We start from the raw sequence: 24,611 nt of genomic DNA on the forward strand, positions 1-24,611 counted from the left end.
CGGATTTTTTAGGAAGATAAAATTAATGGAATAATTGGTATTTTTAGCTTAAAGTTCCAGCATACATTTATAATAGAGTCATAGAGTTTATTTTATGGCTAGTTGTATAGGGGGAAGTAGAATGGAAACAGCTTTATTGCCACAGGTAGTTTTGAGGGAGTTAATTTTACAGGATGCAGAGGATCGGTATAACTGGTGCCTGGATAAAGATGTGACGAAACATTTGAATATGCCAGAGAAATACCCTCCCTTCAGCAAGGAAGAGACACAAACGTGGATAAAAATGTGTATTGCCAAAACAAATGGATATGAGCAAAAAGCAATCTTGACCGAAGACGGTAAACACATAGGCTGGATTGATTTAAAGAATATCGATAGGTTAAACAAGCATGCAGAGTTAGGTATTGCGGTAGGCGATAAAAGTTACTGGGGCAAGGGGTATGGCTTATCTGCGATGAATGAAATGCTACATTGGGGATTTAAAGAATTAAAGTTAAATAAGATATGGCTAAGAGTGGAGATCGATAATGAGAAAGCCATTAAGTCTTATAAGAAAATGGGTTACATAGAAGAAGGAATCCTGAGAGAAGACCGATTAAGAAACGGTGAATTTGTCGACCGGTTAAGAATGAGCATTCTTAAAAATGAATTTTACAGCAAAGTGGATATTTAAGATAAGAAGCGTGAAACGTTTTTAGAAATGAATCGTAATTATACTTACTAGACTTGGAGGTGTCATGAATGTACGAATATCAATTTGTAGAAACTTCACTCGGAGGATTTTTCTCTTCCCCAACACACCGGGAAACCATTAGTGAGTATGCAGCTGAGGGCTGGAGATTGGTACAGGTGTTGCCTTTACAGTACAATGGCCACGGAAAACCTACTTCTTATGAGATCATCTTTGAAAGACCGGTTCAGGATTAGTCTATAAACTGTTCAGTTTGAGAGGCGAACGGATGATCAGATATTCGAGTGGGTATAAGAATGCATAAGCGGAGAATTTCCGGCTATTGTAAAAAATGACGCTTATGAAGCAGAAATAAGCGGAGAATTTCCGTTTAACTGATATAAAACTGAAAAAATCCAACTATTTTGAGTCAATAAGCGGAAAAATTCCCCTTATTTTGACGGAAAAAAGGCTTGTTTCTAATTTAAGCGGAATTCTTCCGTTTATTTTTTATGCAACACATTTTTAAAAATTCCTTAAGGAATATATTCATGATTATAGGGTAAAAGGCATTGCAATATTTGCAATGCCTTTAGCTGACTCTGAGCGGTTCTTCCTTTATAGGGTGCTGGCTGGCTTCGGGACTAGACTCTTTTTTCAAAGCCAACAAAAGAATCATTCCGATGATGCAAGCTGTACCAACCCATTGGAAAAAACCAAAGGGTTCTTTTAGCCAAAAGACCGTGGTTAGTACAGCGGCTAGTGGCTCAATGCTGCCTAAGAGACTTGATTCCTTTGCCTGAAGACTTTGCAGGCTTTCAATATAGAACCAAAATGCAATCATCGTACCGAAGATGATGACAAAGACTAAATATAAATAAGCTTCTAAATTCAATGTCTCAAAGTTCATTTGCCACGGTGGATGGATCAAGCTTAATGCAAACCCACCAATGATCATCGCCCAACCCACAATGACAAGTGAATCAAACTGCTTTAGTAATGGAATGGCATATAGAGTATAAAACGCTAAAGCTGCGCCAGATAACACACCCCAAACAATGGCAGGTGTCGGCACTGATAATTGAGAAACTGAGCCGTTAGTCAATAAGAAGAAACTACCTATTAAAGCCAGGGAAACAGTCATCAAATCTCTGCGGGTTAGGGCTGCCTGTTTGCGAAAAATTAAGTATACGATGATCATTATCGGTGCTAGATACTGCAAGAGCGTTGCTACAGCAGCGTTTCCATGTTTTATTGAGGCCATATATGTGTATTGAACCGCCAGCATACCGAGTAAGCCGAAGATCATCAAAGGGACAGCTGTGCTTCGATTTTTCCAAACACCAAGTATTTGGGAACGATCACCTCTGAAAAATTGAACTGTTAAAAGTAAAAAACCAGCTATAAGCAACCGGGTCGTTACCAGCCAGTTTACATCGATCAGAAAATCCTGAAAAAGCTTTTTAGCAACTGTACCACCAATCCCCCAAAACACCGCTCCGGTTATGACAAGAAATATTCCCTTTCGTCTATTCATAGTTGGTTCTCCACCTTTAATTATAAGGATAGTATATGATAGTTTATATGATAAGCAGAAAAGCTCTGAATTAATACTTAAATCGAATCAAAAATACAAGAATATTGAGGTGGGAACCAAATTCCACCGTCTCAGATGTTGCCTGTCAAGTAGTTTTAACAGCACAAGCTATTTCATTGATAAGTTCCGGAAATCGATGGACATGACACTATTGGGATACAAAAAGCATAAAAATACTTTAGGTGAAAAGAGAAAATCAATATATCAGAAGGCGTGGCAAAACTGTTCAGTTTACACGTCATTTTTTTGATCATTTATAGTTATCTATCTTAAAAGAGGGATTTTTTGGAAAAATAAAAGAATTAAAGAAGAGAGAATATACTAGGAGTCTTTTTATGATAAAACTATACATTACGAGGCACGGAGAAACAAGCTGGAATACGGAAAAAAGAATGCAGGGATGGCTTCAAGCCTGACGGACAATGGCAAGAAAAATGCAGAGTCTTTAGGAGAAAGCTTAAAGGTTATTGAATTTGAAGCGGTATACTCGAGTCCTAGCGGGAGAACAAAAACTACTACTGAACTGGTAAAAGGCGATCGAAACATACCTGTTATTTTCGATGATAACCTGAGGGAAATGAACCTGGGAATTTGGGAAGGTCAAACGATGGATTCAATTAAAGAAACAAACCCTGCAGAGATCGAACATTTTTGGAATGCGCCAGAACTTTTTGTTTCCAGTTGGCGGTGAAACCTACAGTGATGTTAGAGAAAGAGCGTTAAAGATCTTAGAAAGAATTAAAAACGACCACTTAACAGGTAACATTCTGATCGTTACTCATTCTGTCATGATCAAAACTTTATTTACTATTTTTAAAGATTCACCTATTGAAAAATTATGGGATCCGCCTTTTATTCATGATACGAGCCTATCAATTGTTGAAATGAATGAAGATGAATATAAGATCGTTTTGGAAGGAGATATTTCTCATAAATCTCCTAGTGCCGTTAATCAATAATCTGCAAATTTTCAGCTGCCATCAAGGTGGCTTTTTCTTCGATAATCGGTGGATTTTAAAAAGGTAATAAATCAGGAGGGATGCTTAATGTTAGATCGAGTCATTCAGCAATTTGGAATTCGGAAACAATCGATGAATGAGGTTGAAGATTCTCATAGTTCAACAGTCTATAGATGTACTTTGTCAAAAGGTGAAAATGTTTTCGTTAAAATTCCTTATACAAAACTGAAATTTAAGCGGGAGCTAGAAGCGTATGAAATATTAAAAGGAAAAGTGGCCATTCCTGAACTTTTGGATTATTGGTCAGGTGATGAAGAGTGCCCTGGTGCTTTTTTATTATCTGAACTGAAAGGAAGCTCTTTGACATTGGAGTCATCGCCAACAGTAGCGTTTCAAGTGGGAGTCCTTCAAGCTGAGATGCATACCATTCAACCGCCTGCTGATAAGGTGTTAACTGGGATAAAAAATGAATTTATGAACTGGTCTGATTTTGTTGAAAAGCAATTTTACAGTTTTGCTGAGGATGTAAAAGGTGTCTTGGATCCACAATTATACCGACAATCGATTGAAAAATTTGAGAATATGAAGCATCTGCTGCCGTCTCCGGATGGACCAAGCTTTGTGCATATGGATTTCCGACCTGCCAATATCATCGTTGACGGTAATAAAGTGTCAGGAGTGATTGATTTTGAGAGTGTCCGATTTGGTTCTACAGAAGGTGATTTCACAAAGCTGTATCGTGATTTTTTAAGTTTTAATCCTGCCTTCTATCATTCGTATAAAGAAGGATATAACAGCATCAGGCCATTGATTGACTTAGACATTATCCTGCCTTTTTATCAATTCACAGATGCCTTTAATAGCATCGGTTGGTGCAAGCGTCGAGGAATCGAGAAAAACGCTCTGTTCCTGGAAGAAAATTTAGTGAGATTAAACGATTTTTTACAGTAAAGTGATGGGGTGTAAAGAGACCAATACAAGGGAAGCTAAGGAGATTCGTATGAAATCAAGGGTTAAATCAATGGTATGGTGGTTCGGCCCAAGTGTTGTGTTTATTTACCTGGTGGATTTATTTACATTTAAACCTCATGTGATATCTGGGAATGGCAATTTAGGGCTTTTATTTGTCGGGCCAGCACTTATAATCTTTATCTTTTTTGCAATAAGTTTGTGGAAAGGTTTAGGCATTCTTAAATTAAAATCCAGCTCAACGTTATTGTTTGGTTTCGGGGCACTTGCTCTTTCTATCGTTTTTTGTATTTTAGAGTATAAATTCGCTGCTGATCTAGTAGACCATTTAGGTGGTTCTCCTAAAGAACCTTCTTCAAAAATATATCGTTATCCCTGGTTAAATCAGTTTACGAATACGATTTTCATTAATTTTTACACCCTGGGGATATTGGCGACCGGACTCACTTTTTTGAAAATATTAGTTAAAAGAATAAAAGGGAAATAACTTAAATAATTAATAAATTATATGATTTGGAAAAACATCACTAAATGTATAGGGATTTCAGTGCTAGAAATGGAGGAGAAAAAGTGGAAATACAAAATTCAGTTGCCAAAGTGCTCCGCATCATAGGGTTCGCAGTTATGATAGGCGGCTTTATCCTTGCAACGATTGAGGGTCCCGGAGAATCTAATGGGAGGATGAGTTTAACCGCCCTGTTTTCCAGCTTTGTCACAGGTATGCTTTTCATAGGTTTCTCTGAAGTCATTGCCTTGCTGCAAAAAATTTACCTACAACTTTCTCAGAACAGCTCCAGTGCTCATGCTATGTCAAACGACAAAGACGAGGTTGAACAGCCACAAGTCCAAAAAGATTGGGAACTGTCACCACAAGACCTTGATGCTATTCAAGAACTATACCCTGGTCAAAATGTAAAAATCTTAGCCACACCTTTTGAAGATTATTGCGTAATACAGATAGAGGGAGAGGTACACATAGAAGTGGTAGAACTCGGTGGTTTCAAGCCAAAGAAAATAACTGCTGATTCCCAACCCAAACTTTTTCACAAAATACAAGAATGGGTTAACAACCGCTCTTCCGATTAAAATCTGCTAAAGGAAGTTAGGATTCTATCAAAATAAAAAAGAATATTTTAAGGTGATGAAAGATGAGCATCAGTAGTGCAAGTGATCAAAACAAGAAAGCCTGGGAACATCGGGCGTATGAATTTTGGAATAGGCGTTATGGAAAACCAGAGGATTTGGCTGTTCGGATCAGAGAAAATCCAATAGAACAGTTAAAGAAACACAAGTCATATTTTGATGACATTTCTGGAAAAAAGATTGCCAACCTTTGTGGTTCAAATGGCAGAAAAGCAGTACCTTTAGCTTTATTAGGTGCGGAAGTAACTGTATTTGATATATCAGAGGAAAATAAACAGTATGCATTAGAACTGGCAGCGTACTCAAAGACATCTATCGAGTATATTGTCACAGACCTATACGATATTGATCAAATCAAATATGATGGCTTCTTTGATATGCTTTATCTTGAAGGGGGCATTTTACATTACTTCCACGATCTTAACCGCTTAATGTCCTTGCTTTTTTCGATGCTAAAAGCTGATGGTTTGTTGGTTTTAAGCGATTTCCATCCTATTATAAAATGTATCACGAAGAAAACAGACGGCCAGTATCAAGTTAAAGATAACTATTTTGATGAAGAAATACATAGCGGAGATGTGGCCTTTAAACATTTTTTTGATGAACAAGAGCAAGAAGACTTCCCTGGTGTTCGTGTCAGATACTACACGATCAGTGATATCATTAACTCTTCCATTGCAGCGGGCTTTAAACTGCAAAAATTCGAAGAACATCGAGGGTGGAATGGCGAAAATATCCCATGGGAATTTACTATTGCTGCTAGTAAGTAAACTGGTAAGCCAAATGATATAAAACTGAATGGAGAACAGTATGAAATGGAAAACATTAAAGTCAGAGTATCTTTATAAATCGCCTTTTGGAAATTTGTGAATGGATGAATGTCAACTTCCAAATGGATCTGTTCAAAATGAATACTATGTAAATGAATACTCTGATTGGGTTAACGCCATCGTCATCACCAAGGGAAAAAAGGTTGTACTTGTTGAACAATATCGCCATGCTGGCGGTGAATTCTATTTAGAAATTCCTGCTGGCAAAATGGAAGAAAACGAAACATACGAGGAAGGAATACTAAGAGAATTAAGCGAAGAAACGGGATTCACATCAAGCATCAGGCCAATAAAATTAGGTGAATACATGGTCAATCCAGCCACTCAAACTAATAAAGTCATAACTTATCTTATTACTGATGCTTATAAAGAATCGGACCAAGATTTAGATGACAATGAAAATATTAAAGTCCACTTGATTGATTTCCTTGAGTTTGGAAAGGCGTTAAAAGAAAACTCAATTAAAACCCAGCTCTTTACAGCAAACGCCTATTATATGGCAAAGGATTTTCTTGCTGAAAACTCCTTGAATTCTATGGAACAACTTAGAATTTTATAATGCTAATTAAATGGGGGGAGTCATAAATGAAGGGTTATTATTTGGAGCAATTATCATAATTACATGTTCCAATAGCCTTCGTTGGAACACTTTTTTCATCTAGACAATCGATTTCATGTTCCAATAGTCTTCATTGGAACACTTTTTTTATCTAGACAGTCGATAGCTGGGATCATACTATCTTTGTTTCCACCGAAAAAGATTAATAGTCTTTATGGATATAGAACTGCGAGTTCAATGAGAAGGGAGGAAAATTGGGAACAGGCAAATAAATATAGCAGCAGATTAATGATTATTTTCGGAATTCTAATACTTTTAATTTCGTTTATATTTAAAAGTGCAATTCTAAATCTAATCACGCTTGGCGTTTCAATAGTAATTATTTTTATTTTAGTTGAAACTAAAATTTCAAAGAGATGAGATAAATGATTTACATTCCAGGTATAAAAGTTATTGTAATAAGTTATGTCGCCAAAACAGGCGGCATTTTTTAATATCCAGATGGAAAAAGGAAGGAATCATTTTACCCATTAACGAATTATAATCTTCAGAGACAATTTTGGTATAAAATGGAGGGAGTGATGAGTTTACCTACGATAGCTAGAAATACATTAGGCATCATTGGCGTGCCCCTTACACTTTGGAACTTATATATGAATAGAAAAAACAAAGTTAGTCCGCCTGGACAGATCATTAAAACAAAATTGTCAGAGGTGCATGCAATTGTAAGCGGGGAAGGACCTGTCACTGTCATACTTGAAGCAGGGTTCAGTTCCATCTCAATTGATTGGTGTTATATACAGCCGGAAATTTCTAAGCATGCTCGTGTCATTTCTTATGATCGAGGGAATTACGGATGGAGCAAGACGAAGAGGAAAACTATGACCTCTTTAGATAGTGTCGAGGAAATAAGGGAAATCCTTCGTCACCTCAAAATAAAACCACCTTATATACTAGTCGGCCATTCATTTGGTGCTCTTTCTATGAGACTCTTTGCAAGTATGTACCCAGATGAGGTTGTAGGCCTTGTTTTGGAGGATGCTGCACACGAGAATCAGTATATGCTTTCTCAGGAGAATATTAAACGTATAAAGAAATTTAAGAGGCTAGTGACATTTGGATATGTGACCTCATTAGTCGGTATACCAAGAGTGTTAAAACAGAAGATAGGCAGGAAGTTCCTTGCAAAGGAATATGATGAATCACTTAACTATATCGGATATACGCTAGGCGCATATAAATCAGCATACCAAGAATATGTGGATTCCATTACATCCGCTTCGCAACTATTAGCTGCCAAACCATTGCGGCAGGATTTACCAGTTATTGTGATCAGCGCAAAAAACCAAACTGAAAGCTGGAAGAAAAATCAGCTGCTGTTAACCGAGTTAACCAGCAATACAGAAGAAATTGAAGCAGACACGGGGCACTCAGTCCATCTCGAAAATCCTAAGATTGTAATAGACAGTATTATAAAAATGATAAGAAGAAATCAACCATTCTAATAACAGATGTTAGCGAATCATAAAGCCTGGATAAAAGATTTCTTACTACATTTAGCCTTGTTTTTGCTTTTTCAAATAACGGAGAGACAAGTATATGACGGATATGACTTAATCTTAAAAGTTAAGGGAGATTGCATTTTGAAATCTTTAGAGATAGCTCAACTCCTTGATCTAGACAGTATTGTGAAAATTGATGAGGAAGTAATCGGCAACAATAGAAGGCGTGCATACATAAGGAATTCGATAGAAGACGAGAGATGTATAGTTGTCAAAGATATGAATCATATTGTTGGCTTTTTAATATTTGATACTCGTTTCTTTGATTGTAGCTTTATATCCCTGATCATTGTTAAACCAACTGAAAGACGAAAAGGATATGCTACATCGCTTATTGAATATTTCACAAGCATTTCCCCAACGTTGAAAATTTTTTCTTCAACGAATAAATCGAATCACGAAATGCAAGAAGTTTTTAAGGCAAATGGATTCATACAGAGTGGTTTTATTGAAAATTTAGATGAAGACGATCCAGAGATTATTTACTTTAAATCTATATAATAACTTGTTCGATTTTTTTATACTAAGAATTGTTATGGCGTGTACCATTAAAAAGGAGGAGTTAAGGATGAGAAAAAGTGGAGTTTTTACGTATACAGCATTGGCATTTTCTATGGGTATGGTCTTAGGATTTTTGATCTCTCCAGCAAAGAATGGTTTTGGCAATAATTCTGGTAATAACATAAAAAATTACTATTATAACAACCCTTCAGGAGATGATGAGTCAGCTCGTTAGCTTAGGAAGGAATTGCCCGGAAAGATATTGAATATTAAATATGAGGATGTATCTATATCAAGGAGGGCTAACATGTCAGATAAAAAACCCATTAATGACGCAATGGAGCATATGAGTAACATCGAAGGGTACCCAACCAATGTAGATATAAAAGGTTTACCGAAACCATTAAGATATTTTGGATATTTCATGATCGGCTTCTTTTCACTATCTATACTCTTTATCATTATAGCTAAATTTTTGACGTAACAATCGACTCTCTAACCGGCTGCTTAAAGCCGGCTTTTTATTAAGCGAAAGCGGAAGTTGAGCACAAGAACTGTGATTTTTGAAGACAAAGGGGCAAGTAATGATTAGAAAAACCGGTGTCATTTTATTTGTTATTATCTGTTTTTTGATATGGCTGTACTTTGCAATATATGAATCTTCAATTAATAGCTGGTGGACAGTCAACGAGATAAAACAGGCAAGTGGTGATACTGTTCGAATTGGTGTCTCGTTTGTAAAGGTTTTAGGTGGGGCGGTTTTATTTGTTTTAAGTGGCTTTTTAGTCTATTTAATGAGAAAGAGAAATTAATTTTTAAAAAGAGGTGAAGTATGAAGGATAAAATAAGAGACACCTTCGATAGCCTAGCCAGTGTTTATACAAATACAGTGGACATAGAAAGCTTATATAATACCGAATATGAAAGACCCTCAATGTTGAGACAGTTACCACAAAGTTTAACTAATATGGATATTCTTGATGCTGGTTGTGCTGCGGGCTGGTATACTCAGGAATTAGCCAGCAGAGGAGCCAATGTGGTTGCAGCTGATATTAGCCCTGAGATGGTTCGTTCAACTATAAGGCGTGTTGGAGATAAAGCCACTGTTCTCTGTTTGGATCTGGAAGCAAACTTGCCCTTTAAAGATAACTCTTTTGATTTTATTATTAGTTCTTTAACTCTTCATTATATAAAGGATTGGAGTCTTACTTTTAGTGAATTTCAAAGGGTCCTAAAGCCGAATGGAGTATTTTTGTTTTCCATTCACCATCCATTTACAGATGTGAAATTACTCCAGAATGCTCACTATTTCTCTACTGAAATGATTATTGATAACTGGATCAAAGAAGGGAAATCATTTGAGGTTCCCTTTTATCGAAGACCTCTGCATATAATTTTGAACGAAACTCTGAACTATTTCTCAATTGAAAAAGTCATTGAACCAAAGCCTACAATGAACTTCAAGGCAAAAGCACCAGAAAAATATGAAACGCTTATGAACAGCCCTCAATTTCTCATAATTAAAGCCTCTTTGAAATAATGTCTTTAGCGACCGTGTTATTGAAATATACGACTGGTCAGGAAAAGGTTGTGTTGCAGCTTTTTTTAAAAAATTCGGAAAACAAAGGAATCCTCTATGTTTTCATTGAAATAAAATAGATGATAAGGAATAAAAGGGGAGAGTATTATTGGGATCAAGAATAATGCATTCGATTATTGGGGAAAAAATTGCACAGGCATTATCAATTGAGGACAAGACCTCATTTTTGCTTGGAAGCATTGCTCCTGATGCTGTTTTTTCACACCATGAAAAAAATCTATCACATTTCTTTATAGGGGATGTGCACGATTATTCAAGAAGTGTTGATTATAAAGGGTTTATACATAAATATGGTTCGCAAATAGATCATCCTTATATACTGGGGTACTTTGCTCATTTAATTGCTGATGATATTTGGTTAAGAGGATTTTATCTTTCTTGGTTAAAGGACAGAATGGATGCCGATGAAGGACTATATAAGTTATATCATAATGATTTCCGATTACTAAATGGAAAGTTATTAGAACACTATGGCTTAACAGGTGAATTGAGGAAGTCCTTTAATCATTTTCCTTCAATCATCGACTTGGAAGAAGTCACTTCCAAAGATGTTGAAAAATTTGTTCCTTATGTATTAGGAGACATGGAGTACGATAAAGAAGTCATAGATGAAGAGCTTAATGTCTTTACTTTTAATCAGATGGTGGGTTATATAGAGACATCCGTTGATCAGGGAATACTGAACATCAAACCGATTCTTAAAAAACAAACCTGTAGATGACCATAAAGTTATTCACACAAAACGGTTAATGTTGTTTATATATAATCATTTTTTTGGGAGCTTTATTAATGAATAAATTCATCGAAAGTATACAGCGTGACTACCCTAATTTGATCATTAAGGATTTTTATGTTAATGAAATCGGCCAGAATAATGACGTGATTGTTGTTAATGATTCTCTGGTCTTCCGATTTCCAAAATATGAACAAGGGATCGTGCAATTAAGAAGGGAAACCAAGATTTTGAGATACATAGAAAATAAAGTATCTCTTCCAATCCCAGTTCCAGTTTATGAGTCTTTTGACGAGTTAGAACCTGGAAAGGTTTTTAGTGGTTATCACTTGATTGAAGGCAATCCTTTGTGGAAAGACAGTCTGCTCGAAATCAAGAATGATGAGCAGGTTAGAGGGCTGGCATCACAACTGGCTTCTTTACTTGCAGAACTACATTCTGCCTCTGGAGAAACAGCAATTTGTGAATTACATTTGGATTTACGTCATCCTCGTGAGGAAATGAGTGATCTTTATAAAAAAATTAAACATAAATTATTTCCTTTTATGAGAAAAGAATCCCAAGAGGCAGTAACGGAATCCTTCGAGAATTTTCTAAAAGCGGAGTCACTTTCAAATATAAATCTTGCATTGATACATGGGGATTTCGGTGCATCCAACATCTTATGGAACCAAGAAACAAGTGAAATTTCCGGGATCATCGATTTTGGCGGCTCTGGTATAGGGGATTCGGCATATGACTTTGTAGGAATACGTGCGAGCTATGGCGAAGATTTTTTAAATATGTGTATTGATCGATATCCAAACGGCAAGGAAATAGCTAACCGTGTTCATTTTTATAAAAGTACTTTCGCCATGCAGGAGGCGCTGCATGGGATTGAAGTTGACGATCGACAGGCTTTTGAAAATGGAATCAAAGGCTATAGGTAGGATTCTTCTTCTCTTAAAGGGGTTTTTTTTAAAAATCCTAAAGCTGCCTAAGAACATTTAAGAAATCTGTATGATAATAAGTAATAAACTGGGGAAGAAGGGGGAAGAAGAGATGCTCCAGAAACTTGGAAAGGCACCGTATTTGCTGCTGGTTATAGCTGCTTTGTTTTGGGGCGGCAATGCCGTGGCGGGAAAGTTCCTCGCTGGTTCCCTTCCGCCGGTGACGATTTCGTTCACTCGTCTGGGGATTGGGGTACTGATTATGTCTCCAGTGATCATCAGACTGTTCAAAAATGAAAGAGCTTCACTCCGGGAGCATTTCAAGCTGCTTTTGTTCCTGGCGGTCACGGGTGTGATTGGCTTCAATCTGCTGATCTACTGGGCTGTCAATTATACGACGGCCATCAATGCAACTTTGTTGAACAGCACGAGCCCATTGTTTATTTTCCTGCTGTCCGCACTCTTGATTGGAGAAAAAATGGAGCTGAAGTATTGGATATCAATGGCGATTTCGATGCTTGGGGTGCTAGTCGTCATCACACATGGTTCGGTTGAAAGAATGCTGGCCTTGCAGTTTAATGTTGGGGATTTAATTATGGTGCTGGCGGTCATCTCATGGGCACTGTATTCCATTTATATAAAAAAGATCTCAGGAAAACTCCCTTCTCTGGCAATATTCGGTTTTACCCTAGCGATCGGATTTATGCTGATGATTCCTGCAGTGGCGATCGAACTGTCAATTGTTCCGGTTGGTACGGTGGGTCTTGAGGAGTGGACTGCTTTATTTTACATAGGAATCTTTCCGTCGATTTGTTCTTTTTTATTATGGAATCGAGGGGTTGCGATGATTGGACCGTCGAAGGCATCGATTTCCTTGAATCTCATCCCGGTGTTTGGAACCCTGTTCGCCTTCTTTGTTCTTGGTGAGGTGATTTCCGTGCCACAGATCATTGGAGGATGTCTAGTTTTTACCGGAGTGTTCATTACTTCTTTTTCTAAAAAGAAAACAGTACAAGTGGCTGAAGAAGCATAGTATTACTAATAGACTAAGCAAAGAGTGTCTCGTAACGATTGGGACACTTTTTTTTATATGCTCGGCGAAAAAGGAAATGACGCTGTTTAGGCGAATTTATTAGGTATTGAATTAAGTACCTTTAGTTTATTTTTAGTATAGAGAATTGTAAGGAGGCCATATGGAATCTTTAAAGCCAATCAAAAGAAGCCCAATAAGAATTTATCTTGGAAAAAAATATTACCGTTCCAAGAGATATTTTGATTGGATCTTTGGGAACAAGAAATTCTCTTTGAAAAAAGAAGTTCATCCGCTGAAATATCAGGTGCTCGCCCATCAAACTTTACTCCTTCGGGAATTGAAGAATGTAGATATGTGGTTACAGCATAATAAGGTAAAGAATCTCGAAATCGCTACTCAAAAGCTGAACAAAATCATCATCCGGCCAGGGGAAACCTTTTCTTATTGGCGTTTACTTGGCAATACAACGAAAAGTAAAGGGTATGTGGATGGAATGATCCTTCATTATGGCAAAGTCACTACCGGGGTAGGTGGGGGGCTATGCCAACTATCGAATTTGATTTATTGGATGACATTACACACTCCCTTAACCGTCACTGAAAGATACCGCCATAGCTATGATGTTTTTCCCGATTCCAAAAGAAGTCAACCTTTTGGAAGTGGAGCTACATGTGCTTATAATTATCTTGACTTACAGATTAAAAATGAAACGAATAACACTTATCAATTAGTAGTTTATCTAAATGACACCCATTTAGTTGGTGAATGGAGATCAGATTCACCTCCACTCCAAACATATGAAGTATATGAACGTGAGCACGCAATCACTTTAGAATATTGGGGAGGATATGTCAGGCATAATCGAATTCATCGTAAAGTATATAACCATGATAAAATACAGATTGATGATCAGTTCGTTACAGAAAATCACGCGATTATGATGTATGAACCTTTGCTGGAGCAAGACATTGTCAAAAATATTTGATGTGTGTACTTTTGTGTTAGTTTACAAGGTCATACAGAATTTATGCTCATAAATAAGTAGAACGTGTTGCAAGCTTTGGAAATAGTGAAAAAAGTATATAGGAGGATTACATATGTACGAAGAAGGTTTTGTTAAGGTTACTGGCGGAAGAGTCTGGTATGAGGTTTACAATAAGGAAGCAGAAGGGACACCTGTGATTATTTTACATGGAGGGCCAGGATCTTCGACTTATTCGTTAAAGAGATTGAAGGAGCTTGGAAAGGATCGCCCTGTGGTAATGTATGATCAGCTTGGCTGCGGAAAGTCGGACCGTCCGGATGATCTTTCATTATGGAAGATTGAACGGTTCGTTGAGGAGTTAGGGCAGGTTCGGGAGGCACTTGAGCTCGACGAAGTACATATTCTTGGACATTCCTGGGGTACGACATTGGCGGCGGCTTATGTTCTGACAAAGCCAATTGGAGTAAAGAGTGTCATTTTTTCAAGTCCATGCTTGAGTGCCCCGATGTGGGAAGAGGATCAGAAGCATAATATCGCCAAGCTGCCAGTTGAGGTGCAGGAAACCATTTTGCGCTGCGAAGAAAGCGGAGAGACCGATTCTGAAGAGTTTAAGGCTGCAATTAAAGAGTTTAATAAGCAATTCGTTTTCCGCGGTGAGCCAGATTTGGAATGGCTTAAGGCAGGAGCGGGCATGAAGAACCCTGTTGTGTATGAAACGATGTGGGGACCTTCAGAATTTACGGTGAAGGGAAATCTCAAGACATTTGATTGTACATCTCAATTAAATGAAATCGACAGTCCAACGCTCTATACTTGCGGCCGTTATGATGAGGCGACTCCGGAATCGACGCAGTATTACGCCAAGTTGACACCAGGAGCAGAGTTCCATGTTTTTGAAAAAAGTGCCCATATGCCATATATGGAAGAGCCGGAAGAATATCTGCAGGTGATTGGTGATTTTCTTATGAAAGAAGATCGCCAGGTGTGACTTTTGCTACACTCCCTTGTGAAACCTTTATGCTAAGTTAATAGTGTTAATTAAGTCATAAAGGAGTTTTTTCTCATGAGCTGTGGATGTTCTAGATTAGAAGATGGCAAAGCGATTGTTGACCATGTGAAAAGCAAGGGCAAGGAAAAGATAAAGCCACGTGTCGCGCACCAGATTGCTTGCGAATGCGGTGAAATGTTCACGATGGAAACGGTCATCAAAAACTGCCCAAGCTGCGGCATGACATACGGCGTTACACCTTGCAGTTCCGGGGATCTCAATAAGGTCAAGGCTGCTGGAATCCAATACGCATAATGAAAAAATCTCTCGAGATGTCGAGAGGTTTTTTTGTTGGTCTTGGAATGATGGGAGTGGATTGGGTTGCGGGGAAGAAAACTTAACTGCGCTAATGGATGCTGCCACCCTAGCGGATCAATATGTTCAAATGTGGAGGGACTAGATAGCCGGATCAGCTTCCTCAACATGTTCAAAGTGAGTTTTGAATACTGTATGCTTTTTGCCAAGTTTATTTGTGACGATATAGGTCGCTTCAAACTCTCGATCAACTTCATATTGGTCCCCTACGTTGAATTCCAGCTCTAAGCCTTCATTATTGATGCATTTGACTTTTCTCATAATTATCCTCCTGGGAAATGAATCCTTGTTTTATATAGTTTCGCATGGAGAGTACATTTTATGTCTTTTTTTTAGAGTGGGTGAGGGTTTGTAATTAAAATGAAAAATTAGTAATAAATACTGTGGATTTCCGATTCGCCAATAAAAATGTGAAAATCGCCAATAAAATCTTTTTATAGCCAATAAAATGAAATTATCGCCAATAAAATTTCAGAACACCTTAAGAATGACTTCCAATTTACGGTTTACACTTAGATGATCCTATTATTATGTTAAAATCATAGTTAGACTACAATCGGGGGACCATTTTATGAGTGCGAATACATATTTTTATCAATTTTTAGAGCCGATTTCAAAGGAATTGGCATTATTGGCCAAAGAGTTAGAAAATAGTATTTTTTCAAGCCCAAGAACGATGCTTACGCATTCACGGGTGTTTATTGAAAATATTTTGCAGCAGGTGACGAAAGAAGAGGCAATTGCTGTGGATGCTTGGACTGGTTTGAAGGAGCAGCTGGATTTGCTCAATGACCAGGGTTACTTGATTCCTGAGATTCGCGACGCACTGCATTTGGTGAGGAGAATGGGAAACCAGGCGGCACATGATGCGCGGATGTTTCGCTTTTCTGAGGCGCTTTTATCATGGGAAGCTTTGTATAGCATTGTGAAATGGTATGTTGAGGTGTACGGTCCAGTGGATGTGGTCGTGCCGGAATATCAGGATCCATCCCCGCAGGCAGAAAAGGCGTTCGACATGACCGAGCTTGAGATCAGGTTGAAGGGATTGGAGGACCTGTTGAAAAATCCTCCACTGCAACAAGCTGAAACTCAGGCACAGGAAGAAGTAGCGGCGGCTGTTGCTGCACCTGCTGCAGAGGTCCAGGAAACACCCGGCTTTACAACGATCCGGACGATCACTTACAAAGGAAGGTCTCTTGAGATTCCATATTTCTTGCGTGATGCATTTCTGTTGCCGCAGCGTTTCGATAAATCGGAAACCTTTCTTATCCGCCTCGGTGCTGAGCAGGAAGCGCGGATCATGAGTGAGCTTCCTGGCAATCTTGATGGCCTGCACAAAAATGTGAAACGATACAACGAGAAGAATGATGAGCAGTTTTTCGAAGAGCTTGGAGCCTTCATCGAAGAAGAGAAAGTTCGCCGGCACCTGACAATGAAGCGTCAGGGGGAGCTGTTCTTCTTTTACAAAGCGAGTCATATTGTTGTGACAGAAGAATTGAAAAAGGTTCCGCTAACTTCGGAGGAATTCACAGGAATTCCAAGTTTGTTAAGGCAGTTGAATGAAGATCAAATCTATACTGTTGGCCAGCTTCCAATGGAGCTTGTCATTTTAGCGAAGTATGACAATGTAGGTGTAGGGACTGTTGAGAAATTGTTCGATCAGTTGAAGGCAAAGGTAACGAATAATGCTGACCAGGCAGATGGCGACATTCCAGAGGAGCGGAAAGGTTACAAGAAATGGGAAACATTATATGTGAATGTGAGGCTCAGAGCCCAAAAGTCAGTAATTGAAGGAAATAGCGTTCCGATTATTTGGAAGGAAGCGTTGAAATGGATTGAAGAAAATCGCCTGCCCCTGCATGATCTTGCAGAAAAAGGAATCATTCTTGGTTCTACTGATAATGGCAAGCGTTATGCCATTGCACTTCAGCCGATACATCCTGATCAGCGGCCATTTACGCAGCTTCATACCTACCAATCACAGCTCTCGGGTGAAGTCTACTACTTAGAAACGAAAATTAATCCGAAGTCGGGACTTGAGACACTGGGTAAGGTCTTGACGCGATTGGGAGTCGAAGTGGATATTCCTTTATTGAAGGATGAATAAACATGACAAAATGCCGTGGTGATGCCACGGCATTTTTTCGTTCTTAGGAAATTATTAAATTAATTAGTTGTGGTAACTATATAAGTTATTGTAATCCTGCTCCAGCGCCTAGCCCCTAGCGACGCTTGCGCTTTTTGTTCTGCACTTTGGTTACTTTCTCTTTTGCGCTTTCAGCTTGTTCATTTCCAGTTCAGCCGAATATTCCTCTTGTGATTTGCCTTGCTTGAAGCTTTCTGATTGAATTTTCCTGAACTTGTTGTCATTTTGATTTGGCATGTGTACACCTCCTTTTGAACATAAGTATTTTGTTCAAAGCAGGAATGTTTATTCTGAATCTGTTCCTATAACCTTGGATAAATTTCTCATAATTCTATATTATTTTGCTATTCCGGATTTAATGAAAGCGCTTTACATGTGAAACTATTCACAAGTATAATAAGAGTGTAAATAAACATTATTCATTTCCGGGAGGAATCGCAATGTTAGCTGACCTTATCTATGAATTCAAAAGCTGGTGGATGGGAGATTTACCAAAGGTCGGAAATGAGGAATTTGAAAGAATCGAATCGAAGCATACAAGGGTTCATCATGATGAAGATATCTATGAAATCATTCGGGTGCATTAACATACTATAACTCAACAAGCAGCAGTCCGATTTCAAGTGAATTGGACTGTTTTTATTTTGTAGATATTACTGTCTGACTGTTGTATGCTTATACTTCATTATGTTTGGTTTTTACTAGAGAGAAATGGTTAAAACTAATCAATGAACGTCCAAGAAGATGGAGATGATTTTTTGAGTAAAGCTAAGGGTAAGAGCGGAACAGGCAGAGGAACTGGTAAGAAAGGCTGGAATCGCTGGCAGGCTAGTGCGAAAAAAGCCAAGAATGCCAAACCGTATAAGAGTAAAGGTGTGAAACACGGGAATGCTTCCAGGGCAGGTAATAATGATGATAGTTCTGAAAAATAATGACTGTTGCACACTAGAGGCGTTGATCCATTAATGGGATTGACGCTTTTTTGTTTATTTTGTTATTATGTTTCAATAAAATAATGATAAGAATTAATAAAAATTTATTGTAAAACGATAAATAACATGGTAAATTCAAATTGACACTATATGAATGAGGTGCTTGTTATGAAAAAAGGGTCAACAATTTTTTTGAAGGTAGCAGTTATTTTAATTGGCCTTCCAGTTCTCGCTTTATGCCTGTTTGTATTGCCTCAGATTGCGTCTGAAGCGAATGAAGCAGTGGAAAGGGGTTCAGATCTGGCTTTTACAGTTTACGCCATTTTAATGGTTATGTATGTTTCGGCCGTTCCATTTTACTTCGCTCTGTATCAATCCTTTAACCTTTTAACGTATATCGATAGAAACCAGGCTTTCTCTGACTTATCTGTATTAGCTTTAAAGAAAATTAAAAATAGTGCGATCATTATCAGCGGCTTATACGTGGTTGCCCTCCCATTCGTCTATGTTTTAGCGGAGGTTGATGATGCGCCTGGCTTGATCCTCATTGGAATGGGCATGATTTTTGCTCCACTTGTGGTTGCTGTTTTTGCGGCAGTCCTGCAGCGTCTTTTACAAGAAGCCATCGAAATCAAGGAAGAAAACGACTTAATAGTCTGAGGTGAAAACAATGGCAATTATAATCAATATTGATGTGATGTTGGCGAAGAGGAAAATGAGCGTAACAGAACTTTCAGACCGGGTCGGAATCACGATGGCAAACCTGTCTATATTGAAAAACGGAAAAGCAAAAGCGATCAGGCTTTCCACATTGGAGGCCATTTGCAAAGCGTTAGAATGCCAGCCCGGAGATATTCTCGAATATAAAGAGGATGAAGAATATTAAAAACCACGGGAGAATCGGTAAAGTGCTGATCAAGGTTTTAAAATGTAAGGAGCAACAATTATAAATTTTGATGTTAAAAAATAATTCAAGGTATGTGTCTTCAAAAATGGCTATATTAGTGAGTCTTTTCCGTCAAAGATAATAGGATTGAACGGTGATTATCTAGATGGAAAGAATGAACTAAAATACTTACTTGTTCTACAAATATAGTGTGCGGTAATCCAGGACAGAAAGGATTACCGTACTTTTTTATTGAAAATTTCAGCTGGACCGAGTTAGATTTAATCGGATAAATATAATAGTTTGAATAGCATGCAAGAATAAGGACATATACACAAACATATTATGGGGGTGAAGTCTGTATAAGGGGTGGGGAAAATGGCTAATCCAATTGTCGCTAGGTCGTTGGACGAAATTCAGTTTTGGTCCAGAATCATGAAGGAACATGCTCTGTTTTTAAGCCTCGGATTTACTTATGAACAACAGCAATTGATTGCTGAGGCTCAGCAATTTATTACTCTCTTTGAACGAATCGAGGAAAAACTGGCAAGGTTTTCTATAAACACGGATATACGCCAAATTCAAGCTTTTAACAATGAAGTTTACCAAGCAGCTGTTGCTATATGGAGTTACAAAAGAAAGGTGCTAGGGCTAACCTTACGCTGTGAAATCAGGACAAATAATTTTCCTTTATTGGTTGACCATGTTAGCAGAGAGGCAGCTTATTTTGCCAACAGGTTAAAAGAACTTAACGAAGGAAAACTAGCCCCCGAACCTGATAAGATCATTCAAGAAAATCTTTTCTTTTTAAAGATTATGGCCGACCATGCAAAATTCATCGGACATCTCTTAGATCCTTCTGAAAGAAAACTAGTAGAACAAGCAAATGAGTTTAGTCATGATTTTGATCAGTTGGTATTCCAGGCGGTTGATTTAGACTCCATGCGACCGCAATCTGAAACAGTGCCAATCCTGGATCAATTCCTGGATCAAAATAGAGTTTCAGTCGCTTCATTAAGGGATTTTAAAAAGACAGCAAGAGAATTAATAGAGGCTTGCCGAATTAAAAGTAATATTCATCCACTCTTGGCGGACCATACATTTAGAGAAGCGGAGAGATTCTTAGAGATTATAGATTTATTTGATACTCACCTTACAACAGCAAAGCAATAACAAAACATTGTTTCAGATTCGGTACAGAGCAGCGATTTTTATTTTAGAAGCCATACTCACCACCTAGGACATATTAATTTTTTTTAAAGTTAAACATACCTGTTTACTTGCATCACTTATCTACTTAAAAGAAAAGAAAACAGATAATGATGCCAGAAAAAAGGAGAAAACGAGAATCTATGCTTGCTTTACCGAGAAACCATAGAAAGGAATTTATTGACAACAAATGGATTAACAGCTAAAATATTTAAAAAATCCATATAATATAAGCGTTGAAGAGAAGAGTAGTTATGCTTGAATATTTTTAGAGAGCTCCTGGATGCTGAAAGGGAGTAATATTCCGCTTAATAAATAAAGTCTCGGAGCTTCTTGCCAATCTGATTATAAATCAGGGATCACAAGACGGATTCTTCCGATATAAAGATAGGGTATGAACGTACCTGAAGAGGTTGGTTTGGCGACAAATCAACAAACTGAGGTGGTACCGCGAAGTCAAACTCTCGTCCTCAAGATTCATTTCTTGTGGGCGAGCGTTTTTTTTATGCAAAAATCCATAGAACGGTGAGGGGAAATAAAATGCCAAATCCTATATTATTCGATATTCCATCCCAGATAGAAACAGAAAGATTATTACTTCGGGCACCACATCCTACTGGTGACGGAAATATTGTTAACCAGGCGATAAGGGATTCTTTTGATGAGTTAAAAGCATGGCTGCCATTTGCGCAAAAGCTTCCTGCAGTTGAAGAAACGGAGATTAACCTGAGAAATGCCCATATCAAGTTTTTAAAGAGGGAAAGCTTCCGTTTTCTCATATTTCGAAAAGAGACAAATGATTTCATTGGGACTGTCAGCCTTCAAGGGATTGACTGGTCCATTCCTAAATGTGAAATTGGTTATTGGATTAATACGAAGTTTGGGGGAAACGGCTATATGACAGAAGGGGTAAAAGCATTGACTGTTTATGGGCTAAATCAACTTGAATTTAAGAGAATTGAAATAAGATGTGAATCTACTAATCTGAAAAGCCGAGCAATCCCTGAAAAACTTGGATTTGAACTAGAAGGTGTTTTACGTAATGATGATTTATCGGCTGACGGCAGCAGGCTGACCGATACATGCTTCTATTCGATAATTTCATAGACTTGCAGATTTCCCAGGAGGATTCATGCGTCTTTTTGTGGAAATTCTTCATTAAAAATACTTTTGGAGCAAGGGGGAAAACTGACATGGAGTATTATACGATCCGAACCTCTAAAGATTTAACAAAATCAAAGCTGGATCAATATTGGCCGGGATTTGAAATGGTAGCTTATGCCTTCTTTGATCGTTCGCACGTATATTTATTCAATCATCCTAAATTCAACCGGGCACGAAAAAAATTAAAATGGGATGAACAGTTTATGGGTTGTACCCATATTCTTTATGAAGAATATCCAACTGCAATTGTAGATTTAGAATTATTTGAGGACTATGAAAGCTTGTTTTCGATTCTCGTACATGAATTATTTCACGGTTATCAATATCTGAAGGGCGAAAAGCGGTTTCCAAATGAAATTCTGGGGATTACTTATCCATTATCGATAGAAAATATTTCTTTAAGGAACCTTGAAAGATTCTCCCTTTACCATGCTTTGCTGGAAAATGACCCTCAAAAGAAGCAGCAATATCTCTCTACATTCATATTCCTTAGAGATGAAAGAGTTTCGAAAATTAAAGAATACCATTTATATGAAACCTTGATAGAAACGGTAGAGGGACCTGCTTGGTATGTTGAATTCAAGGCATTTATGGAGAAAAGTCCCTTAGAAAATGAGACGGTTTTGAAAAAGTACGGAGAATCTTTACTAAACCAATATGAATCTACCTCCCATATACGGAGGAGCTGCTATAGTTCCGGATTGTTTATGTGTTTATTATTAGATGAGTTTTCACCAGGCTGGAAGGTAGATTTTCTGGAAAGAGAAGACTCTTTATATGATTTTTTCAAAAAGACGGCAGGGAATATTAATACCGAACCTCAACACCATATGGAAGTAAGCTTAGACACGGACGCAGCGATCAATTTTTCCCTTGAAAGCAGGAGAAATGAATTTATAACCTTTGAAGAACAAGCAGGTTTTCCTCTGACTATTGAGGGTGAAGTGACAGCAGTATCTTTTGACCCCATGAATATCGTATTCATGGAAGATACACTTTTACATAAAAACTTTCTGAAAGTTAAAATGGGCAATCAACATTTTCTGATGCATCAACCTGTTATGGCACAGTTCAAAGATAGAATTCAAAACATTACTAAACTGAGACTAGTATTAAAAGAGAAACCTGTCGAAAATATGGACTCGCTAACAGTGGAAGGAGTTGGGGAAATTAAGGGAAGGTATATAAAAGAGGGGGAGAGTTATCACCTATTTGTTAATTAAAAGAAGCGCAAAGACTGTTAACATTCAAGTAGGGAGTTTTAACCAAATGATGAACGAAGTGTACTCTAGAGATATTGATCATACAAATGAATGCACTGTGAAATATATAAAATTAAAACCAGGCCAGGAAAGATTCATCGAAACCGTGGACGAGTGTTTAAAAGAAGCTGGACGTTATCATGAATGGCATCCGGCAGCTATATATTTTGATGAGGAAGTCATTGGATTTGCTATGTACGGTTCTTTTGGTCCAAACAAAGATACTTGGATTGATAGGATAATGATTGAAGAAAAATTTCAAGGCAAGGGTTTTGGAAAAAATGCCATGGTGAATCTTATTGATAAAGTTTCAAAAGAGTATGGTGTTCAGGTTGTCTACTATTTAAGTATTATCGAGGAAATCACAATAGCCCAAAGATTATACAAAGACTTGGGATTTTAATACACCAATGAAAGAGATCCAAATGGTGAACTCATATTTAAATATACTATCCACTAAATGTCTTCTGGTTAATTTTATTAACTGAATATTGAAACCTTTTTTTAACACACTCGTAAAGTTTATATATAAAACGGTACAGGGTGTTGAAATCATGGGATGGGGCTTGGCCAGGAATACAGATTTTAGTGGGCATGAAATTGAAATTGCTGCAATTTTTGCAGTATTCATCGTAATCGGAATTTGGGTGTACTATGATTCTGACAAATATTTTGTGGGGATCAAGAGACATATCTTCTGGGGATTAACAATCTTAACGGGTCCAATAGGTCTGATCATTTATCTAGTACAGAGGAAAAAAGAGGGATTGGTTTAATAGGATTGGTTATTTTAGAAAAAGTACGTTCTGATCTAGTTACTATAATCCTAAAAACGCATTATTGGTTAAAATGGATTATAGTACGACTGAAAGTGCCCGGTAGAAGAGCTCTATCGGCCAAACGGAGGCTGTGACCGAGGAAAAGTGTCCAATAGAAGGGTTCTATCGGCCAAACGGAAGCGGTGACTGAGGAAAAGTATCCGATAGGAGAGATTTATCGGCCAATACTCAAAAGTACTGGGACGTACCCTGTGATTTTTTGAAGCTTAAATCCTCCCCTATGCTTAATCTAACAAAGCAACCTCATAAAATGATTATAACTCATTTTTTTTAGTGGTCTTTTCCATTTTTTCAATAATAAAAGAACCTGCCAATCCGACCCAAAGGGATACTAAAAACCATAATAAATTCGTTTGAAAGAACTCTTTGCCTATTTCAAAAAAAGATAAAGTTAGGGCTAGTGCTCCAATTCCTCTTAACAGACTAAATAGCCCACTTAATTTATCCTTCATTTGATCCTACCCCCATATCCTTCTTCTATCTTTATATAATTATACAATATTTTCCGTTTTTAGGAATGCCTATCTATTCATGAGACTTTAAATATTAACGGATCAGTTTGGCTACGGACCTAATACTGTTTTAAATAATCATCGCCAATGACCCGCCATATGGAGCAGGGCCTCTGAATCTGAAAAACCAATTGTAAATCTTTTTAATTAAATAACAAAAAATAAAACCATTCCAACAAGTCAATACTTTGGCGTGGTTTTATTTAATATTTACAAAGAGAATGTTAG

General features: G+C 37.6%; 36 protein-coding genes, 1 pseudogene and 1 other annotated feature. Of the genes and pseudogenes, 33 read left to right on the forward strand and 4 right to left on the reverse strand.

The window, feature by feature from the left end:
* Positions 1-121: 121 nt before the first annotated feature.
* Together J7E35_RS20280 and J7E35_RS20285 are read left to right on the forward strand one after the other, a co-directional pair.
* Positions 122-673 carry a GNAT family N-acetyltransferase gene (locus tag J7E35_RS20280; RefSeq protein ID WP_214783208.1) on the forward strand — a complete coding sequence of 184 codons (552 nt, stop codon included), beginning with the start codon at positions 122-124 and terminating at the stop codon, positions 671-673.
* 68 nt (positions 674-741) lie between these two features.
* A complete protein-coding gene (locus J7E35_RS20285; protein WP_214783211.1) occupies positions 742-927 on the forward strand; it encodes a DUF4177 domain-containing protein in 186 nt (61 codons plus the stop codon).
* Between the two features lie 335 nt (positions 928-1,262).
* On the opposite strand, the gene J7E35_RS20290 is transcribed toward J7E35_RS20285, so the two are convergent.
* Positions 1,263-2,207, reverse strand: a complete 945-nt coding sequence (locus tag J7E35_RS20290) for an EamA family transporter (RefSeq protein ID WP_214783214.1) — start codon at positions 2,205-2,207, stop codon at positions 1,263-1,265.
* Positions 2,208-2,335: 128 nt separating this feature from the next.
* Here J7E35_RS20290 and J7E35_RS23870 point away from each other — a divergent pair.
* The 21 genes and pseudogenes from J7E35_RS23870 to J7E35_RS20385 all read left to right on the forward strand — a co-directional run.
* A pseudogene (locus tag J7E35_RS23870) lies at positions 2,336-2,517 on the forward strand (hypothetical protein); the annotation flags it as partial.
* Between the two features lie 150 nt (positions 2,518-2,667).
* Complete coding sequence (locus tag J7E35_RS23390) at positions 2,668-2,958, forward strand: histidine phosphatase family protein (RefSeq protein ID WP_251041120.1); 291 nt, start codon at positions 2,668-2,670, stop codon at positions 2,956-2,958.
* Positions 2,924-3,226: a histidine phosphatase family protein gene (locus J7E35_RS23395; RefSeq protein WP_251041121.1), complete on the forward strand. Its 303-nt coding sequence runs from the start codon at positions 2,924-2,926 to the stop codon at positions 3,224-3,226. The genes J7E35_RS23390 and J7E35_RS23395 overlap by 35 nt, the downstream gene beginning before the upstream one ends.
* 48 nt (positions 3,227-3,274) lie before the next feature.
* On the forward strand, positions 3,275-4,177 hold the full coding sequence (locus tag J7E35_RS20300; RefSeq protein ID WP_353050387.1) for an aminoglycoside phosphotransferase family protein: 903 nt from the start codon (positions 3,275-3,277) through the stop codon (positions 4,175-4,177).
* A 49-nt stretch (positions 4,178-4,226) separates the two neighbouring features.
* Positions 4,227-4,682 carry a hypothetical protein gene (locus J7E35_RS20305; RefSeq protein ID WP_214783217.1) on the forward strand — a complete coding sequence of 152 codons (456 nt, stop codon included), beginning with the start codon at positions 4,227-4,229 and terminating at the stop codon, positions 4,680-4,682.
* Between the two features lie 83 nt (positions 4,683-4,765).
* A complete protein-coding gene (locus tag J7E35_RS20310) occupies positions 4,766-5,281 on the forward strand; it encodes a hypothetical protein (RefSeq protein WP_214783220.1) in 516 nt (171 codons plus the stop codon).
* Between the two features lie 62 nt (positions 5,282-5,343).
* On the forward strand, positions 5,344-6,108 hold the full coding sequence (locus tag J7E35_RS20315; protein WP_214783223.1) for a class I SAM-dependent methyltransferase: 765 nt from the start codon (positions 5,344-5,346) through the stop codon (positions 6,106-6,108).
* Positions 6,109-6,208: 100 nt separating this feature from the next.
* Positions 6,209-6,727 (forward strand): NUDIX hydrolase, encoded by a 519-nt coding sequence (locus J7E35_RS20320; RefSeq protein ID WP_251041122.1) that lies wholly within the window; start codon positions 6,209-6,211, stop codon positions 6,725-6,727.
* Positions 6,728-6,910: 183 nt separating this feature from the next.
* Positions 6,911-7,147, forward strand: a complete 237-nt coding sequence (locus tag J7E35_RS23810) for an SdpI family protein (RefSeq protein ID WP_353050388.1) — start codon at positions 6,911-6,913, stop codon at positions 7,145-7,147.
* 161 nt (positions 7,148-7,308) lie between these two features.
* Positions 7,309-8,232, forward strand: coding sequence for an alpha/beta fold hydrolase (locus J7E35_RS20330; RefSeq protein ID WP_214783229.1), 924 nt, complete (start codon positions 7,309-7,311; stop codon positions 8,230-8,232).
* A 138-nt stretch (positions 8,233-8,370) separates the two neighbouring features.
* Positions 8,371-8,790, forward strand: a complete 420-nt coding sequence (locus tag J7E35_RS20335; protein WP_214783232.1) for a GNAT family N-acetyltransferase — start codon at positions 8,371-8,373, stop codon at positions 8,788-8,790.
* 67 nt (positions 8,791-8,857) lie between these two features.
* A complete protein-coding gene (locus tag J7E35_RS20340; protein WP_214783235.1) occupies positions 8,858-9,025 on the forward strand; it encodes a hypothetical protein in 168 nt (55 codons plus the stop codon).
* Positions 9,026-9,097: 72 nt separating this feature from the next.
* Complete coding sequence (locus tag J7E35_RS20345) at positions 9,098-9,274, forward strand: amino acid transporter (RefSeq protein ID WP_214783238.1); 177 nt, start codon at positions 9,098-9,100, stop codon at positions 9,272-9,274.
* A gap of 100 nt (positions 9,275-9,374) precedes the next feature.
* Complete coding sequence (locus J7E35_RS20350; protein WP_214783241.1) at positions 9,375-9,602, forward strand: hypothetical protein; 228 nt, start codon at positions 9,375-9,377, stop codon at positions 9,600-9,602.
* A gap of 20 nt (positions 9,603-9,622) precedes the next feature.
* A complete protein-coding gene (locus tag J7E35_RS20355) occupies positions 9,623-10,330 on the forward strand; it encodes a class I SAM-dependent methyltransferase (protein WP_214783244.1) in 708 nt (235 codons plus the stop codon).
* A gap of 148 nt (positions 10,331-10,478) precedes the next feature.
* Complete coding sequence (locus J7E35_RS20360; protein ID WP_214783247.1) at positions 10,479-11,111, forward strand: zinc dependent phospholipase C family protein; 633 nt, start codon at positions 10,479-10,481, stop codon at positions 11,109-11,111.
* A gap of 68 nt (positions 11,112-11,179) precedes the next feature.
* Entirely contained in the window at positions 11,180-12,052 is an 873-nt protein-coding gene (locus J7E35_RS20365) for a phosphotransferase family protein (RefSeq protein WP_214783250.1), read from the forward strand.
* Between the two features lie 112 nt (positions 12,053-12,164).
* Positions 12,165-13,085, forward strand: a complete 921-nt coding sequence (locus J7E35_RS20370; protein ID WP_214783253.1) for a DMT family transporter — start codon at positions 12,165-12,167, stop codon at positions 13,083-13,085.
* 160 nt (positions 13,086-13,245) lie between these two features.
* Positions 13,246-14,070, forward strand: a complete 825-nt coding sequence (locus J7E35_RS20375) for a VanW family protein (protein ID WP_214783257.1) — start codon at positions 13,246-13,248, stop codon at positions 14,068-14,070.
* Positions 14,071-14,182: 112 nt separating this feature from the next.
* The gene (locus tag J7E35_RS20380) at positions 14,183-15,058 is read left to right on the forward strand and encodes a proline iminopeptidase-family hydrolase (protein ID WP_214783260.1); all 876 of its coding nucleotides are present in this window, start codon (positions 14,183-14,185) and stop codon (positions 15,056-15,058) included.
* A 75-nt stretch (positions 15,059-15,133) separates the two neighbouring features.
* Complete coding sequence (locus J7E35_RS20385) at positions 15,134-15,373, forward strand: hypothetical protein (RefSeq protein WP_214783263.1); 240 nt, start codon at positions 15,134-15,136, stop codon at positions 15,371-15,373.
* 141 nt (positions 15,374-15,514) lie between these two features.
* On the opposite strand, the gene J7E35_RS20390 is transcribed toward J7E35_RS20385, so the two are convergent.
* Positions 15,515-15,694 (reverse strand): hypothetical protein, encoded by a 180-nt coding sequence (locus tag J7E35_RS20390; RefSeq protein ID WP_214783266.1) that lies wholly within the window; start codon positions 15,692-15,694, stop codon positions 15,515-15,517.
* Between the two features lie 310 nt (positions 15,695-16,004).
* On the opposite strand from J7E35_RS20390, the gene J7E35_RS20395 reads away from it, so the two are divergent.
* On the forward strand, positions 16,005-17,540 hold the full coding sequence (locus tag J7E35_RS20395; RefSeq protein ID WP_251041123.1) for a DUF4145 domain-containing protein: 1,536 nt from the start codon (positions 16,005-16,007) through the stop codon (positions 17,538-17,540).
* A gap of 150 nt (positions 17,541-17,690) precedes the next feature.
* On the opposite strand, the gene J7E35_RS23620 is transcribed toward J7E35_RS20395, so the two are convergent.
* Positions 17,691-17,816, reverse strand: a complete 126-nt coding sequence (locus J7E35_RS23620; protein ID WP_285290392.1) for a hypothetical protein — start codon at positions 17,814-17,816, stop codon at positions 17,691-17,693.
* A 203-nt stretch (positions 17,817-18,019) separates the two neighbouring features.
* On the opposite strand from J7E35_RS23620, the gene J7E35_RS20400 reads away from it, so the two are divergent.
* From J7E35_RS20400 to J7E35_RS20440, 9 genes are all read left to right on the forward strand, one after another.
* On the forward strand, positions 18,020-18,166 hold the full coding sequence (locus tag J7E35_RS20400) for a hypothetical protein (RefSeq protein ID WP_214783269.1): 147 nt from the start codon (positions 18,020-18,022) through the stop codon (positions 18,164-18,166).
* Between the two features lie 141 nt (positions 18,167-18,307).
* On the forward strand, positions 18,308-18,511 hold the full coding sequence (locus J7E35_RS20405) for a DUF3934 family protein (RefSeq protein ID WP_214783274.1): 204 nt from the start codon (positions 18,308-18,310) through the stop codon (positions 18,509-18,511).
* Positions 18,512-18,679: 168 nt separating this feature from the next.
* A complete protein-coding gene (locus J7E35_RS20410) occupies positions 18,680-19,171 on the forward strand; it encodes a DUF2975 domain-containing protein (RefSeq protein ID WP_214783278.1) in 492 nt (163 codons plus the stop codon).
* A gap of 10 nt (positions 19,172-19,181) precedes the next feature.
* A complete protein-coding gene (locus J7E35_RS20415; protein ID WP_214783281.1) occupies positions 19,182-19,397 on the forward strand; it encodes a helix-turn-helix domain-containing protein in 216 nt (71 codons plus the stop codon).
* Positions 19,398-19,775: 378 nt separating this feature from the next.
* A complete protein-coding gene (locus tag J7E35_RS20420; RefSeq protein WP_214783284.1) occupies positions 19,776-20,570 on the forward strand; it encodes a DUF2935 domain-containing protein in 795 nt (264 codons plus the stop codon).
* A 263-nt stretch (positions 20,571-20,833) separates the two neighbouring features.
* Positions 20,834-21,081 (forward strand) — a binding site (T-box leader).
* A 65-nt stretch (positions 21,082-21,146) separates the two neighbouring features.
* On the forward strand, positions 21,147-21,713 hold the full coding sequence (locus tag J7E35_RS20425) for a GNAT family N-acetyltransferase (protein ID WP_214783287.1): 567 nt from the start codon (positions 21,147-21,149) through the stop codon (positions 21,711-21,713).
* 161 nt (positions 21,714-21,874) lie between these two features.
* The gene (locus tag J7E35_RS20430; protein ID WP_251041125.1) at positions 21,875-22,993 is read left to right on the forward strand and encodes a hypothetical protein; all 1,119 of its coding nucleotides are present in this window, start codon (positions 21,875-21,877) and stop codon (positions 22,991-22,993) included.
* A gap of 49 nt (positions 22,994-23,042) precedes the next feature.
* Positions 23,043-23,435: a GNAT family N-acetyltransferase gene (locus J7E35_RS20435; RefSeq protein WP_214783663.1), complete on the forward strand. Its 393-nt coding sequence runs from the start codon at positions 23,043-23,045 to the stop codon at positions 23,433-23,435.
* An 88-nt stretch (positions 23,436-23,523) separates the two neighbouring features.
* Complete coding sequence (locus tag J7E35_RS20440) at positions 23,524-23,808, forward strand: hypothetical protein (protein WP_214783294.1); 285 nt, start codon at positions 23,524-23,526, stop codon at positions 23,806-23,808.
* A 317-nt stretch (positions 23,809-24,125) separates the two neighbouring features.
* Here the strand turns inward: J7E35_RS20440 and J7E35_RS20445 are convergent, their stop codons facing one another.
* The gene (locus tag J7E35_RS20445) at positions 24,126-24,323 is read right to left on the reverse strand and encodes a hypothetical protein (RefSeq protein ID WP_214783297.1); all 198 of its coding nucleotides are present in this window, start codon (positions 24,321-24,323) and stop codon (positions 24,126-24,128) included.
* Between the last annotated feature and the right edge of the window lie 288 nt (positions 24,324-24,611).

The sequence above is a fragment of the Bacillus sp. ISL-45 genome (assembly GCF_018613195.1).
Taxonomy (GTDB): domain Bacteria; phylum Bacillota; class Bacilli; order Bacillales; family Cytobacillaceae; genus Mesobacillus.